Annotated in this window: 3 protein-coding genes; all 3 read right to left on the reverse strand. The window is 47.8% G+C overall.

All coding sequences use genetic code 11. The features are described from left to right. Genes EAE89_RS08215 through EAE89_RS08225 form a run of 3 tightly spaced genes read right to left on the reverse strand, consistent with a single transcriptional unit; the run spans window position 1 to window position 17,695 of the window. Window positions 1-1,095: a Gfo/Idh/MocA family oxidoreductase gene (locus tag EAE89_RS08215; protein WP_054478529.1), complete on the reverse strand. Its 1,095-nt coding sequence runs from the start codon at window positions 1,093-1,095 to the stop codon at window positions 1-3. After that, entirely contained in the window at window positions 1,092-11,588 is a 10,497-nt protein-coding gene (locus EAE89_RS08220) for a non-ribosomal peptide synthetase/type I polyketide synthase (RefSeq protein ID WP_214085668.1), read from the reverse strand. The genes EAE89_RS08215 and EAE89_RS08220 overlap by 4 nt, the downstream gene beginning before the upstream one ends. Then, window positions 11,585-17,695 carry a non-ribosomal peptide synthetase gene (locus tag EAE89_RS08225; RefSeq protein WP_214085669.1) on the reverse strand — a complete coding sequence of 2,037 codons (6,111 nt, stop codon included), beginning with the start codon at window positions 17,693-17,695 and terminating at the stop codon, window positions 11,585-11,587. The genes EAE89_RS08220 and EAE89_RS08225 overlap by 4 nt, the downstream gene beginning before the upstream one ends. Window positions 17,696-17,724 lie beyond the last annotated feature (29 nt).

Consider the following 17,724-nt stretch of genomic DNA (forward strand, 5'->3'; position numbering starts at 1 on the left):
CTATTTTTCCTCAGTTAGCATCAATTGGGCTGGATCAATCCAGACTGGAGGTGATAAATCCTGGGTAACAGGCTCTCCCATAATGCGTAAAATTTGTTGCCATAAGTCTGCCAGCCGTAGTTGGTAGCCGTAGGCAAAAGCAGCGGGGCAGAGAGCGCCATTTAATACAGAACTTAAGGTATTGAGTAGAAACGCTACACCTTCAGCACCATCACATTCAAATGCTGTCATCCAGTTTTTGGTTGCCGGACAAAGAATTTGTGATGTTGTCTGATGCAGATAAGCTCCATACGGCTGACTGGCATTCAGGTAAAAGCTTTGCTCATTATTTAGATGATTTGGCGCATGAAGAACTGGCGTCCAGATAACCGGTCCATAACTGGCTTCCTGCGTAAGATAACCGGCAGGCCAGATCAGCGTCATTTTATGCATGACCAGGTTATGCATGTCTGGATCACTGGGGTCCAGATAGGATTGAACGTTTAACGTTATCGTTGTATCAGCAAAGCTGAGTTCAAAGCAATGAAATGCTTTGCTCCGTTGACCGACATAAACTATCTCTATTTGTTCCGGGCAATGACATGCCTGTAATAACAGGTCGAGTGCGGAAAATAGTAACTGGCGGCTGGTTGTCAGATAGCCACTTACCGGACGTTGCTGTGATAATTGGTTGATTTGTTGTGCCGCATGTAACCAGCTTCTACCGGCATGGCATTGACTGTAAAAGCTATTTACCCAAAACATAGCGGCATGTTGGTTGGCGGCTAACTGGTGTCTTTTGATGGCTTCGGCATCAAGCGGGTGTTCCTGAATGACAGAAATACCCCGCGTCAATAATGCCTGGGTTAATTGGTCACCTTTGCCACCAATAACCTCTGCACGTATGACCACACAGGCAATATTGATGTCGTCTGGCAGTTCATCTAATGAGCGAAATAGGGGCACATTGAAATCACGGGCAAGTTGTTGTGAACGGGTACTTCCTTGCGCCAGAATCCCAGCCAATTCCAGATCTGGCCGAGGTTGTAGAAACGCATTAAGATACAGTTCGCCAAATTTTGAACCGACAATCAGAACTCGCCGTGGCTTTATCATATGTTCTCCTCCTTAACTGGCTCAATAGCTGGAACTGGATTCAGGATGTCTTTCAGACAGGTAACCAGAGAGCCGACATGTTTGTGTTGGAATAGACTGTAATGATCACCATCAAGCTGTGTCACATTAACTGGCCCGAAAGCCTGCCAGCCAAGATCCCTTGAGGTGATTGTGGTTGGATCAAGGTAATCCATAAAATCAGGTAATGCCTGTACTGCCCGGATAAGACAGAAAGGCTGTGAAGTCTGCGGTGGACAGTAGTTAAGCAATGCACTCAGATTATGGCGCCACACCGAGTAAAGGGCCGTCAGCGAGCTATCAATTTGTGCAGATTGTGGCAAGGCTGCGTGTAGTGCTTGAAGGAATGTTTCAGTGTTAGCCGCGATAGCGCCGTTATCCAGCTCCAAATCAGGGAATTGCCCCTGTAAATCGAGCAGGAAATGACGATGGCAGAATGCATCATTCAGAGTCAAATCAGTGCGTATATTTGGCGCGAAACTATCAATCAGGATGCAATGAGAAACGCTTTCACCCACAGCCCGTAACTGATGCGCCATTTCATAGGCCACGAGTCCACCGAAAGACCAACCCGCCAGTGCATAAGGTCCTTTAGGCTGGAATCTACGGATTTGATTGATATAGTTAGTTGCCAGCGCAGCAACGGAAGGCTTATCGGTATTCAGGCTATCTGGCGCAAATGCTAACCCAATCATACGTTGGGCGTTGAAATTAGCCGCCAAATGGCGGTATCCCAGTAGATGACCACCAATAGGATGTACGATAAATAAAGCAGGTTGCTCAACGTTTCCTTTGTTCAGTATCACACCCTGGCAAGAATCTTCCGGTTGATGTTCAATAAATTCAGCCAATGAATGTACGGTATCGTAAGTTTGTAGCAGGCTGAGCGGGTATTGGCGATTGAACGTCTGGTTGATTTTCACCATTAGCCGTACTGCCGCAAGGGAATCTCCGCCAAGAGTAAAGAAACTCTCATGCACGTTGATACCTTGTTGCTCTAATACCGATTCCCAAAGGCTTAATACCGCTTGTCCGGTCGCGTTGAGAATCGTTGCCGATGGCATTGAATTAACTTCTTGCGCTGCTTCAACCAGAGTAACCAATGTGCGCCTGTTGATTTTACCGTTATCTGATACGGGGATCGTATCAAGAATGATAAATCGCTGTGGACACATCCAAACCGGCAAGGTTTGTTGCAACCAGTGGGGCAGTATCGGTAAAAGCTCTGTAGATACGGGGGCGTTGTCAGTTAAACGTAAGCCCGCGACGAGTTGCAATGCGCCAGTTGACGTCGTATGAGCAAACACTAATGCTTGCTGTATCTCAGGGTGCTCACATAAACAGTGCTCAATTTCGCCCAGCTCAATCCGGTAGCCTCGAATTTTAATCTGGTGATCATTGCGTCCCAGAAATTCGATATTACCGTCTGGTCGCCAGCGTCCTAAGTCACCAGTGCGGTAAAGTCGCTCACCGGTTTGAGGATGTGTGATAAATGCTTGTTCAGTTTTTTCTGAATCGGCCCAATAACCCAGTGCCAGTCCTTGGCCGCCAATATAAAGTTCACCGGTTACCCAGACCGGGCAAGGTGAAAGCGCGGAATTAAGCACATAGAAAGTCTGATTAGCCAAAGGTTTACCATAGGGAATGCTACGCCAATTTGGATCAACTTGTGCGATAGGATAGGCGATAGACCATATCGATGCTTCGGTAGCACCGCCCAAACTGAGAAGATTTAGTTCAGGGTGGAGAGCATATAATTTTGCCGGCAAATGGGTCGGTATCCAGTCACCGCTCATTAATATCCAGCGCAGACTATCCAAGGAATGTGGGTAGCTTCGGGCGTATTCCTCAAGCAGTTGCATAAATGCCGGAACAGAGTTCCAAACGGTAACCGATTCTTGTTGTAACCATGTCAGTAATTTATCGGGCTGCTTACTGTCACCAGGAGCAGGCATAACCAGTTTTGCTCCGCAACTCAGCGGGCCGAATAGGTCATAAACTGAGAGGTCAAATGTTAACTCTGAGATTGCCAGCACGCTATCGTACTCGTTGAGTGCAATGCGTTGGTTAATATCAAGGATGGTGTTGACCGCGCTCTGATGATCTATCATCACGCCTTTTGGTTTTCCGGTAGAACCTGAGGTGAAGATGACATAAGCCAAATCCCCAGGGTGTATGGATAAATTATGTTCACCGGGATTGACAGGTAAGCGGTTAAGTAATGTTTCATCCAGAGAGATGACTTGCACATTGTCAGGCCAGCTTATCTGTTGAATAAACTTAGGTTGGGTCAGTACGGTATCAACTTCTCCTGAGGCTAATAGCTGATGGATGCGCTGTTGCGGATAACTCGCATCAATAGGCAGATAAGCTCGTCCTGCTAATAAAATCCCAATCACCGCGACAACCTGTTCCCAGCCTTTTTCCATCACCACGCCAATCAGAGATGAAGTCTGATTTTCCTGCGCTTGCAGATGAGCCGCCAGTGTCAGGCTTTGTGACCACAAAGTGTGATAGTCGATTTGACGAGAGGCATCGACAACCGCAGTGTGTTGTGGGTAACGGTTTACTGCCTGTTCAATTAGCGAACAAAGGGTGTGTGGTGGAAATATGTTTTTTGTCGCATTGCTGTTCTGGCACAACGTGCGATCACTTGCCGGCAGCCAGTCAGGAAGTGGGGCGCTCCATTGGTAATCCGGTTCGAGCAGAGCAACGATACTGGCTTGATAATGGGCAAACATGTTTTCTGCAACTTGTGGCTGGAACAGTTGCGGCAAGATTGTCCATTTTAGGGTGACACCCCCCTCTGTGCTGGGAATTAGCATACAATCAAGATAAACATGGGGTGTTTGTGCACCAAAAAGATTTAGTGTTCCTAACCCTGATAGCCCTTTAACCGCAATACCGGTCGTATCGTTGAATACGATTGGCATTCCGGCGTTCAAGTTGTGATGATGCTGATTTTTCTCTCTGAGTACCAATTGCCCGTCAAACAGTGCATGTTGAAGATCCGATAACCACTGCCTTTGTATCCGGCTTACGGCATCACCGAAGCCTGTGATATTGCGTAAATCCACTTCCAACAATGATGTGGTAGACAAATTGCCGACTAACATATCGCAATGTTGTGGCATTAACAGGCGGTTGCTATGCAGGACATTGATAGTGAAATGCTCGTTGTTGCTCCATACCGACAGAATATGGGCAAATAGTGTGAGCATAACTTGTGAAGGGGATACCCGGTGTTTTGCTGCACGTTGTTGCAAACGCTGCCATTGTTGTGGGCTGATATATCCTGTCAGGCACTGTTGATCGAGCTGCTGTGATTGGTGATCTTTCAGTGGTAACACCGGAGCGTCAGGAAGTGAAGGTAAGCGATCAAGCCAGTATTGCCGGCTTTGTTGCCAGGTTTCTCCGGTTTTTTCATTCTCCAGTGCTTGAATATAGTCAGCAATAGTCGCCGCTGGCGGCTCTGGCTGCCAGTGAGGTTCCTGATACCAATGGTGTAAATCACGTAAGATTAACGTCAAACTTTTTCCATCGACCACCAGCAGGTCGATAGTCAAATGTAATAGATGTGTCCGGTCATCAGTATGGTAGAGCGTTAAGTTAAACAGCGGCCAGTTGTCGCTGTGAACCCCTTGAGTACGCAGTGTGTCGCGGGCATTACTCAACTGTGTCTCGTGCTCATTCGGCATCATGTTACGGCAATCAATGACCGTCGGTGTATAGCAGGGCACTTCCGGCAGAATATGATATTGCCCATCTTTCACATAACCGCGTAATTGCCCATGATGGCTGATCACACGGTGCCAGGCAGTGGTGAAACGAGGCAGATCAAGCCCGTTGATAGCCAGTTCAGCGTAGAAATGGGCGATACCGTTACCAAACTGAAACAGTTGACTTTCTCCCAACCAATAAGCGTATTGCAGTGCGGTGAGTGGCAGAGCTTGCTCTGCTGCTGGTTCAGTTTGATGTGGTGTGGCAGGTGGCGCTGAATTTGTCTCGATTATCCGCAAAGTACGGCAAAATTCACTCAACTTAGGATGTTCAAACAGTTGTTGCAGATTAGCTTGTTTATAACCTTGGCGGCGTAGTTGCACCACCATTCGGGTAGCAATTAAGCTGTCACCGCCACTTTGGAAAAAGTCACTGTGACGCTGTATGGGTTGAGAAAGCAGTGAACACCAGAGTGTGATGACTTGCTGTTCAATATCATGGAGTTGGTCATCTTCTGTGGTTATGCTCTCTTTAGTTGTCACTATCAGCGGTAATTGCTGTTGCTGCTGAATTCTTAGGTGGATGCCATCATGTAACACGTTACCTGCCGTAATCAGGTCATAACTGGATTCAGGATGCTGTGACCAGAAATCATAACGTGTATGTCCGGCAGGTGGCGTATGAAGATCATAATGCTCTATGTGTTCAGACGGGTGGCAAATTTGTACTAAAAGCGCGTTATAAGCAGCAAACAGCGCCTCAATAACACCCGGTTCTAGCACGTCATTCATGCAATACCAGTTAAATAGCAGATTACCATCCACTTCCATGACTTGGTGATCTAGCCAGACTTGCGGAGTTTGGCTCAGAACAAAGACCGGATCGCCCAGTAATTGAGTGATGGATTGTTTGATGGCGACCCCTTCCTGAACCATTCCTAACATACTGGTGAAAACTATGGGTGTCAGAGGTTGTCTGCTTTGAGCTTTATTATTTTGTTGGCTTTGTCGGCGGCCAAGTTCCCGCAATACTTCAACACCATTGACATGGTGATGACTCAGTCGTTGCCAGAGTAAGGCTTGGGTTTTTTCCATGCTGGCACGCAGGGAGGTTGTCTTGCGTAAATCAAAATCCATCAACATGACCGAGGTAAAATCACCAATCAGATTTTGAACTTCTGGATGAAAAGGCTGCCGGTTAAAGAATGTCAGGTTGAGGGTAAACAGCGGATGACGGCTGTACCACTCAAGTGTATGCGCAAATAGTGTCAGCAGGCCAGCAGAAGGCGTCACGCCCCATTTTTTCCAGCTTTGTTTCAGTATCTGCCAGTCAGATTGTGCCAATCGACCTTCATAAGTCGTAAATTGTGGCTGACTACGCTGGGGCAGCTGTGGGTTCAACGGTAATCTTGGCGCTGGGGGCAGTGAAGGTAATTGTTCCTGCCAGTATGCCCACGATGCCCGCCACTCTTTACTTGCACGTTGCGCTTGTTCTGCCATCACATAGTCGCGGAAAGTAAATGCTTGTGGAGCCAATGGTTGCTGGCGATAGGCAAGTTGTAGATCGTCCATCATGATCCGGAAACTCTGTACGTCAAACTGCAACAGGTCCAAGTTCATATGTAAGCGACAATGTTCATTCGGTAGCAGCGAAACAGAGACTTCAAACAATGGCCACTGTTCGGCAGGTGGTACGTGATAGGACAGGGTATGGCGACGCTGAGCCAGTGTTTGTTCGCAAGCGGTGTTGCTCAGTGTACGCAAATCATCCTGTGATAAAGCATACCAGGGCGTTTCAGGCAAAATCCTTTGTTGCCCATCTTCATCCACGACCATGCGCAACATGCCATGACGCTGAATTAAAGCATTCCATGCTTTTTCAAAACGCGGGATATCAAAACTATCCAGTGCCAGATCCCATTCAAATAAGACGTGACAAGCTACACCACCAAAATCAATGGCCTGAGTACGACCAATCCAGTAAGCGTGCTGAATTGGCGTCAGAGGGAATGGTGCATGACGCTGGGAACTGTCAATCATGATTTTAGGTTGAGAAGAGCCTACTGGCTGTTCAGGCAATGCGTCGCCAATCAGCTCATTCAGCCCTTTCAGCGTCATATTCTGATAAGCCACTCCAGCGGTTAATCTAAAGCCAAATTGCTGGTGGATGACCGCATTCAGCTCCAGGAACAGCAGGGAGTCTAAACCGAATTGCAATAAATCCTGTTGTGGTTCCAAACGTTCAGGCTGTTCTAAGCGCAATAATGTTGCGACACGTTGACGCAACCAATTGAGCCGTTGTTCACTGTCCTGATATAGCGTGTTATCAGTAGAGCGTGCAGGAGGAGACTTATCAGCCGTCTGGGTAATATCAGCCTGTAAGCGGCGCAAAATATCAGGATGATGTTCATCCAATCGCATTGCCAGATAGCAAGGGAATGCGGTACGCAGAGACTGATTGAAATGCCAGATACCTTCATTTGCGCTGAACGGTAACATGCCATCTTGCGCCAGTTTTTCTACTAATCGTCGGTCGCTAGCCATACCAATACCACCCCAAACGCCCCAAACCAACGCTTTTACCGTCAATTGATTTGATGCTGTCAGTGCTAAAGATTCCAAACAAGCGTTGGTGATTGCATAAGCACCTTGTCCCTGAGCACCTAGCATTGATGCGGCAGAAGCGTGAAGCAGTAGATATTGTGCATGATGTTGTTGGAGCGCCGCTTGCAACGTCGATGCACTCTGAGCTTTGACGGATAACATCTGTGACAGACGTGGACGCTCAAGTTCTGCCAGCCGGGTATGATCCGCTATTCCTACCGCATGAATCGCACCGGCGATACGATCTTCTTGTGCCAGCGTTTGTATTGCGTTTAACAGGGTTGGTGTATCAGTGACATCAACGTGAACCCAACGTATTTCACATTCGGTACTCAGTGACAACTCTTGTACAAAAGCATCCCAGTCTGCATTTTGACGACGGGCAAACACAGCTATTTTACGGGCGCCTTGCGTTAGTAACCAACGGATAGAAATCTGACCGATACCGCCCATACCACCTGTAACAATGTGCCAACCTTGATGGGGAATCGACATCGGTTTTTGTGATAACGGTGATTGTTGTGATAACGGTAATGGTTGACGTTGTAAAACAGGTACAGAGACTTGATTCCCGCGTACTCTCAGCCAGCGGTTGTGTTTATTCAAATAGCCGAGTGCCAATGACAAGGAGTTAACATTGTTGATATCAGCAATATCAATCGCCTGAATATGACGATGGGGATACTCTTCAACCGCGACACGTAGCAACGCCCAGACAGCATATTGAGCTGGGTTGATATCCTCTTTTGATAAGGTGGTTTCCGGTTGAGCGCGGCAGGTTACAACGGTTAACGGTGCTGTTTCGTTGTCTTTTAATGCACTAATAACCTGATCACATAATTCAATAACATCATTGCCTTCGAGCAGTAATAACGTATTTCCGCTTTCAGGCTGTAAATTAATACCTGCCTGACGCCAGTGATTAATAATCTCGCCATTTGCAATTGAGGAACGGAGGGTATATGCCGTTGAAGATTGCTGTTTATCCGCCGTGTTTATTGTACGCCAATGCAGGGCATAATGAGTCTCAGGGCATGGCTGTGGTGCAGGGAGCCATGATTTTGTCATGGATCGTGTTGCCACAAATTGGCAGGAAAGATCGGCACGATCACTCAACAGCGCGAATAAGCGTTCGCCAGCATAAATCAATGCGGGGAAAGTCGCGAGTAAACTCGCCTCCAATGACCGGCGTTTGGCATACGGCAGGGCATTGTGAGGACGATACATTTTACTTGTCGTTGGTCCGGTAACTTCCCGGTAATAATCTTGCTGGACACAATAAGTCAATAATTGTTCCAGCAAAGGACGCCAGCAAGGTTGCAGCCGGCCTGCCCGAATCGTGTCGATGGCACTGAAACCTTGTTCTGCATTACGCCCGATGCATTGATATACCAATGCATCGGTATACAGTGCTTGTAGGGTTGCCGCATCGGCGTTTTGCTCAATGGCAGGATCGAGCAGGGAATTGGCATCAAGCCCGGTATTGATATTGGCTGCGAGCGGCACAGATTCAGCCACAGGGAAGCTGTAATGCTGTTCATCAAATGGATAGAGTGGCGCATGGCATTTTTCCCCGGTGAGCGGGAAAAGGTGCTGCCAATCAAGATGTGCACCGGCACAGTAAAGTTGCATCAGTGCTGTTTGCTGAGCGGTCTCAGGGGAACGTTGACGCTGTGTACCAGCAACCCAAGTTTCTCGTGGCAGACTGACACGCCGCCCGATGCCCGTTAACTGGGCATCAGCACCAAACTCGACGAATAATGCAACACCTTGCTGGCGGGCAAATTCAACTGCTTGATAATAGCGCACAGTCTGGCGCATATGGTTACGCCAGTAGTCTGGTGAACCTAATTGTTCAGAAGTTGCAATATTCGCTGTCAGGGTGGAAATCAGCGGAATTTCTCCCGATATCGGCTGTAAGCCGTTACAGCGCTGGGAAAATGCATCCAGAACTGAATCAAGCATGGCTGAATGTGCTGCACAGGCAACGTTAAGACGCTGGCAGCGGATCTGCTGTTGTTCCAGACGTTGTGCCAGAATATCAATTTCCACCTTTGTACCGGCCCAAACCCAGTGTTGCGGGCCATTGCAAACCGCCAGATCCAATGCCAGTGAATGGGTAAAGGGAAGAATATCTTCTTCGTTGGCAAAAACTGCCAGCATTGCTCCCCCCTGAGAGCATTTTTGCATCAGTTTGCCCCGTACCGCGACTAGGGGCATCACTTGTTCAGGCGTGAAAATCCCGGCAACAGCCGCAGCGGCAAATTCTCCGACGGAGTGTCCCAGTACGTAATCAGGCTTTAATCCAAGCGCTTGCCAATGTACCGCCAGCGCAATTTGATGCGCCACAATTGCCGGTTGTGCGTATTCGGTGGTGGCTAATGCGGCATCATGCTCTCCGAACATCACTGCTTTTAATGGTAATGCCAACTCGGATGTACAGGCCGCACAACAACGATCCAACATAGCCGAGAAAACAGGAGAGCTGGCATACATGGCTTTTCCCATGCCAGACCATTGACAGCCTTGGCCGCTGAATTGCCAGAGTTGTTTACTTTCGCTATTAACTTGCCCGCTAAAAATGTTTGGCGTTGGGTTATTGTTCGCAAAGGTGGACAGGCTTGCCGCACTTTGTGGGGTCAATGTCAGTGCTAAGCGCCAAGGGAGTGAAAGGTCGCGCCCCTGCAATGCGGTCCAGGCCAAATCTGCATGATGCTCTGGCGCATCATTGAGTGCCGTCGCGTAACGTTGTGCCAATTGACGCAACGAGGATTCAGAAGCAGCAGAGAGCAGTAACGGCGAAGTTTGTGAATTATGGGCACGGCGCCGCTGTAATTCTTCGGGCAATGATTGCACCACAATATGACAGTTAGTGCCGCCAATACCGAATGAAGAAACCCCTGCGGTACGCAATTCTTGCGTCCAGCGCTGTCCTTGAGTTGCCAGTCTGAACGGACTTTGTTCCAGCCGTAATGCCGGATTTGGTTGCTGTACATTGATAGTTGGCGGAATGTAACCATGCCAGACAGACAGAACCGCTTTAATCAAGCTGGCAATGCCTGCGGCAGTATCAAGATGGCCTATGTTGCTTTTTACTGAGCCAAGGTAACAGGGCGATACTGCCACACTACGATCAGCGAATATGCTACGTAATGCGTCAACTTCGATGGGATCGCCAAGAGGTGTGCCTGTACCGTGTGCTTCAATCATGCCAACATCATCAATGTTGACATCGGCCAGTTGTAATGCTTCGGTAATAACGCTGCGCTGACCATTAACCGAAGGTGCAGTAAAGCCAACTTTTTCGTTGCCATCGTTATTAATTGCACTGCCGCGTAATACCGCCATGATGGGATCACCGTCGCGTAATGCATCACTCAGACGTTTTAGCGTGACAACACCAACACCATTGCCGCCATAGGTGCCATTTGCTTGGCTATCAAAGGGGCGGCAATGTCCATCAGGTGAGAAGATCATTCCGGGTTGATATAAATAACCACTTTCTTGTGGGAAAGAAACGGCCACACCACCAGCCAGTGCCATGTCACACTCACCGGCGCGCAGGTTCTCACAAGCCGTATGCACGGCAACCAGTGAACTTGAACACGCTGTTTGTACCGTGAGTGCAGGACCTTTCAGGTTTAATTTATAGGCAGTACGCGTCGCAAGATAATCTTTATCGTTGCTGATTAGTGCCTGAAGCCCTTTAACTTTGCCGACATCGGTCATCGTAAATTGTGACCATGAAGGCCAGGTGCTAACCCGGCTACTACCGAAAACGCCGGTTTTCAGGTGTATATTACGCGGCGCATAACCTGCATGTTCAAGGGCATGCCAGGCTGTTTGCAGGAATAGACGCTGTTGAGGATCGAGCATCTCTGCTTCCTGACGCGAATAGCCAAACAGCGTGGCGTCAAATTGTTCCGCGTTCTCCAGTATCGCGGCCTGATTGACAAAGTTTTCACTATCAATGACTTCAGGAGGAATACCTGCATCTAATAATGTTTGACGGGAGAGTGCGGCAGTACACTCAACCCCATGTTGCAGGTTATGCCAGAAAGCATGGCTATCTGGTGCCCGAGGAAAGCGGCAGGCAAGGCCAATCACTGCGACGGGATCACAATTATCGTAGTGAGGCGTTAAATCAGTCATTGTGCAGCTCCTTTATGACGTTTTTCCCGTTGTTGCAGACGCTTTTGTTGTTGACGCTGACGAGGGGTAATCGACTGGCGATTTCCGTCGTAGGCATCCTTTCGGCAGCGCAAACTGAGCGTCTCTGGTGTTGGATAAGCAAATAAATCAGTCACGGCAAGGTGATGGAAACCCGCCTGTTGTAATTTACCGTGCAATTGAATGAGCTGTAGCGAGTTGGCTCCTGCCTCAAAAAAGTTTTGTTGTGCATTAATAGGATGATTTGTTACCGATAAAAACAGGTGTTGAATTTCACTGCATATTTGGGGATCGAGTCCTTCTGAACGCGGTGATGATGCAGTAACAACAGTAGCGTTATCTGCAACCATTGGGCATTGCTGGCGTGGCATCAGTTGTTCCAACGTTGAATGCCAACTTTCTGGTTGTGACGCGAGGGTACGCAATAGCGTCATATAGCTGTTGAACATGTTTTGTAACTGATGCGGCTCAAATAATTCTTCGACAGCATCCCAGTTTAGGCAAAGCTCATTGTCAGATTCGTAAACCTGATGATCCAGCCAGATTTGTGGCGTTTGTGAGATACCCCAAACCGGTTTCATCCATGATGAACGTGAAAGGAATTGTCCTTCATGTGTTCCCAATGCACTGGTGAAAACGACTGGCATAATGGCAGCATCGGGACCACGGCTCTGTGCCAGTTCACGCATCACTCTGATAGCAGAAATATGCTGGTGATCCAGATCCTGCCATAACTGTTGTTGCAGTCGCCGTGTACTTGATAACCAATTGTTTTCAGGATGCCAGGCCAGTAGTGACAGTGAAGTGAAATCACCCAGAATGTGATTGATGTCCTCGTGCCAGCGCGGACGATCGAAAAGGGTAAGATTGAGAGTTAACTCCGGTTTGGTGCTGAATGCGGACAAAACAGCCGCATAAGCCGCAATTAAGAGCGCAGAAGGGGTTATCTGATGGGGAGCAGCGTGTTGCTTTAACTGATTCCACTCATGTGCAGATAACCGATCGCTATAGCGTACAAAGCGCGGGGATTGAACACTTTCCGGTGCAATACGTAATGGTAATTGCGGGGCCAGTGGCAATGTTTTCACTTGCTCCTGCCAATATTGCAGTGAGCTATGATTTATCGGCGTTTGTTGCTGACGTAACACACAATCCCGAAATGTGACTTTCAGTGGCGGCAATTCGTGCTGTTCGTCGAGATAGAGCTGTTCTAATTCAGCCAGCAATATCTGCATGCTCAATCCGTCTAGTAACAAATTATCCAGGCTGACAAATAGCCGGGAGACAAGGCGGTTGTCTTGTGCAAGTTGGAAATCGAACACCGGCCAGTGACTGGCATCTAAGACCTGATGTGACAGACGTTCACGTAATGTATTTGCCTCAGTAATGTCAGTAAATTGGTGTTGTTTAACTGAGAACGTCGGGACATCTTTCAATATCTTTTGCTGTCCATTAGTCACAACAGTTCTAAGCACCGGATGACGCTGGATCAAGAGATTTAATACCCGGTTTAAACGTTGAACATCTAACTGCTCTATCCGATATTCGATAAAGAAATGGGCACCAACACCACTTAGGGCAAAACCAGGATGGCGTCCAACCAGATAAGCTTGCTGAACTTCGGTTAATGGGAAAGGTTGATATTGATCTTGTTCTTCTGGGATTGAATAGGTTTCTGATGCAGTTTCAGACAGAGGAGCAAGTGTGGCAGCAAACGCCGCCAATTGCGGGTTATGGAAAAGATGACCAAGTTCGCTTTTGAAGCCTTGTTGTGTCAGTTCAACAATCAAACGTGTAGCCAGAAGACTATCACCGCCAAGTTGGAAAAAGTCACTATTGCGGCTTAACTGCTCGGTATTTAACAGACGTTGCCAAATGTTGGCAACGGTTTGTTCCACCGGATTCAACAAGGTCATTTCATTCTGGTGTGACACGGCTGTTTTTGTCGTGGATTGCAGGGTTTGTGATAACGCCTTACGATCGATTTTGCCGTTAGGTGTCAAGGGCAGATGCGGAATAACATGTAAACGTTGTGGGATCATATATCCCGGCAAATGTTGTGCCAGTACGGATTTAATTTTTTCCTGATCAGGAATGGTGACGTTGTCACTTGTTTGCATCAACAACACACTAAGATTGCCAATGGTAATAGGTGTTTCCGCGGGTAGTGGTAAAAGAGGCTGCCACTGTGACGCAGAGCGTAGCTGAATACCGTGAGGTGAGAGCAATTCCGTTGTCATCAGAGAGAGAGACGAAGCTTGTTGCAACTCCATTGCCAACACCAACGCACCGGGTTGTGCCAGGGGCATCAACGCTTTGATACAATTTGCTGGATCTTGCTCGCGGTGTAACACATTGTTTAGCAGGATGATATCTGCCTGATGCTGTAGCGACTCTGGAATTTGTTCTGACCCGCATTTTTTTGACCAATATTGTACTGACGCATGCCTGTGATCACGTAACCGTATTTGCATCTGGTTGAGCAGTGCTTGAGAACGTTCAAAACCGAGATAAGACAGATGTTGGTCAGTGATATGTTCTGCCAGCCATTGAGCGCAAAGACCACTGCGGGCGTCGAACTCCATCAAAGTAACAGGGCGTTGTAACCGTTGGGAAAGGGCAATGATGACCTGTTTCAATCCTGCTAACCCTTGCTGGGTTTCTGGTAGTACAAACAGCTGTTGTTCCGGTGCGAATTGCGGATCATCAAGTAATGTGACGGCTGACTGTTGCCCGGTAAGAATGCCACGTAGCATAGAATGCCAGCGTTCAGGGATGCATTCTGTTTCATTATTGAATGTCTTGGCTGACAATACGGCCTGATAGATATGATGTGTCGATTCAGCTAATTGATTGCATTGACAAAGATATGCCAGCATTCGGGCAAACCAGTCATGATATTCCGGCAGTGGCTGATAGTATTTCAGACAATCGGTGAGCGATTGAGGTGAAGTAAACGTAATACCGTGACGAGACAAATGTTCTAACAGAAATATGGCAACTTGAGGTTCACGGTTATCATCAGTTATTGCCTGAGCGGAGGGAAACAGATCACGGTAGCTTATGGGTAATTGCGGCGCACGATTTACGCGTTGGCATAAAGTATCGCCTTCCAATTCAAGGAATGCCACCAGCGATTTCTCTTTTTCGCCACTAGCTAAAGTGACCCCTTTACTGATTCCGGTTACCTGATTGAGGGCAGCATCAATTTCTCCTAACTCAATTCGGTATCCACCAATTTTCACCTGGCTATCACGACGTCCCATAAACTCAAGCCAGCCTGCGGGGTGGTAACAGCCCAGATCACCAGTGCGGTACCAGCGTTCTCCTTGATTGACGACGAATTGGGCAGAAGTACGCTCTTCATCATTAAAATAGCCTAATGCTACACCGGCACCACCAATCCAAAGCTCACCGACAACCCAGTCAGGACAATCACGACCATCTTCACCAACGACACGGTAACGCTGGTTAGCCAAAGGATAACCGTAAGGAATAGAGCACCACTGTGCGTCAACTTGTTTGACGATATATTCATTCGACCAGATAGCGGCTTCCGTTGCGCCACCCATAGCACTTAATACACCATCAGGATTGAATACACGGTAACGCTCAGGCAGTGATAAACCGATCCAGTCTCCAGACAGCATCACAGTACGAAGAGCTTTCGGCGCATCTACCTCCATCCCTTCACAATAGGTCAGCAACATATCGAACAGCGCCGGTACACTGTTCCACAACGTAACGCTATGGTGCTCGATCAGCATTTCCCAAGTTGATGGGTCGCGGCGTTGTGCTTCATTAATTAATACCAGCGCGCCTCCTGCGCTGAGAATGCCAAAAATGTCATAGACAGAGAGGTCGAAATGCAGGGCAGAAAGCGCCAGTAACCGGTCACTACTTTGGACTTGATGACGGCGATTGATGTCCAGACAGGTATTGAGTGCGCTTTGGTGGCTGATAACCACACCTTTGGGCATCCCGGTTGAACCAGAGGTATAGATGATATAGGCCGGATCAGTCACCGCACACTTGCACATGTTTGCTAAAGGAGATAATTGTTCATCCTGATGCCAGGACATGCAGTGTATATCTTGTGACCAAACATCATTCTGATGTTCAGCGTCAATAATAACGATATTGATCCCGGCACTTTCACAGATTGCCCGACGTCGGTTTAATGGTTGATCAACAGGAACTGGAACGTAGACACCGCCAGCGTAAAGTATGGCTAATACGGCGACAATTTGTCCGATACCTTTTCCCATGCTAATAGCAACTCGGTCTCCTGGCATAACTGGCATTTTTTGCAGCACGGCGGCTAACCGGCGAGCTGCCAGACTTAATTCGCCATAACTCATTTTTTTATTATGAGTCACTAAAGCAACAGCATTGGGTGTACGTTCTGCTTGTATGAACACTGCCTCATGCAGCAGGGCGTTTGGTAGTGGTTCAGCCGTGTTATTGATTTGATGTCGCAGATGGTATTGCGACTCAGGCATCAAATCCGGTAGCTTTTCGTTCCACTGCGCGGCATTTTCCGTCAGATTCTCAATCAGTCCCTGATAAGCCGTGAATAAGGTATCCATTAAACCATCAGGGAACAGTTCATCGTTACTATCCCACTGAATATTGAGAGCATTTTCATGTTCAAAGGCAACGAAATCCAGCCATACCTGAGGTGTTTGTGATATTCCCCAACTTGGTTTTCCCAGAACATCACGGGTATTTTCACCATATAAAGGCCGACCTAAATTGCTGGTAAATACAATTGGCGCGCCATGTGGGTGGCTACCACGTTTCTTGAGTTCACGTAAAACTTCTACACCAGACCAGTGACGATGCTCGTAAGCTTCGGCAAAGGTTGCTTGTGCATCCTGAGCCAGTTGGCAGAACGGTAAATTATCACCGGGAATGTCCAACAGCAGAATGTTGGTAAAATCGGCTAGCATGTTGTCAATTGCGGTATGCAGTGGCGCTCTGTCAAATAGCGTCAGGTTAAATAACAGGCGGGTTGCGTTGTTCCAGCGGCATAATAAAGCGGCAAATGCGGTCGCGAGTGCCATGGTTGGCGTAACACCATTTTGTTGCGCAAGTTGCTTAAAACGTTCCCAATGTTCAGGCGTTAAACGGAAACATCTGCGTTGAATCCGAATGTTTTTTATTAAGGAAGGTTCCCTGGCTAACGGAAGTTGCGGAGCAGAGGGGAGGGCATCTAACCGGTTACGCCAAAATATTTCTGCTTCTTGCCGAGCCTGTTTAAATTGGGCCTGATACTGTGTTAGATAACTGCAAAAATCATAGTCGGAACAAATAGCGGGCAGGTTGCGTTTGGTAATTAATGCTGCTAGTTCAGTAAAGAACAGACTGAAACTGGCGGCATCCATGATCAGTAGATCGATATTGGCATGTAGCCGATGTTGATTGTCACCAAACAGGCTAAGCTGAATATCGAAAGTTTCCCCTTTTTCAACCTGTAATACCCGATGGTCCAGTTGTTCACGTATGTTATTCAACGCTTGTTGTTGTTCATTTGTTGTCAAGTTGCGCAGGTCATGAACCGTTAATTTTTTCCAGTAAGCATTGGGCATACCTTGCTGGCGACCCTCTGACAAAAACCGTACGCGCAACATCGGATGCCGCTGAATCAGTGCATGAATCGCTGCCTCCAATTGGTCAGGTTCCAGCCCAACACCATCAAATTCTTGATATAAATGGCAACCAACCCCCCCCAAGGTTTGTTCCGGTGAACGTCCAACAAAATAAGCATGTTGTACTGCTGTCAATGGGAATGGGTGAGCATCTGCAATCAGTGGCTGTGGCGTTGCATTTTGGGACACTGCGTGAGCGGCAGGGACGTGGCGTTGTAGAAGCTGGCTCCAGGCATGCAGTGTTGGTTTTTGGTAAAGTTCGCGCAGAGTGACGCGATGTCCCTGACGTCTAAACTGGTTTAGCAATGCCATTATTTGCATTGAATCCAGCCCATTGCGAATTAAATCGTCGTTATCGTCCACCAAAATATTTTTTTGATTAAACAGTCCAGATACGAGCTGGCGCAGCGAATCTGGAGAGAGAAGGTCCGTATGCATGAAGACATCCTATAAAAATGACAATTGCG

This window comes from Photorhabdus heterorhabditis, assembly GCF_018448905.1.
GTDB classification, from domain to species: domain Bacteria; phylum Pseudomonadota; class Gammaproteobacteria; order Enterobacterales; family Enterobacteriaceae; genus Photorhabdus; species Photorhabdus heterorhabditis.

What these genes read in the sequence shown, in the direction of transcription:
- EAE89_RS08215 (WP_054478529.1), bottom strand. Translation starts at nt 1,095, where the DNA reads ATGATAAAGCCACGGCGAGTTCTGATTGTCGGTTCAAAATTTGGCGAA.
- EAE89_RS08220 (WP_214085668.1), bottom strand. Translation starts at nt 11,588, where the DNA reads ATGACTGATTTAACGCCTCACTACGATAATTGTGATCCCGTCGCAGTG.
- EAE89_RS08225 (WP_214085669.1), bottom strand. Translation starts at nt 17,695, where the DNA reads ATGCATACGGACCTTCTCTCTCCAGATTCGCTGCGCCAGCTCGTATCT.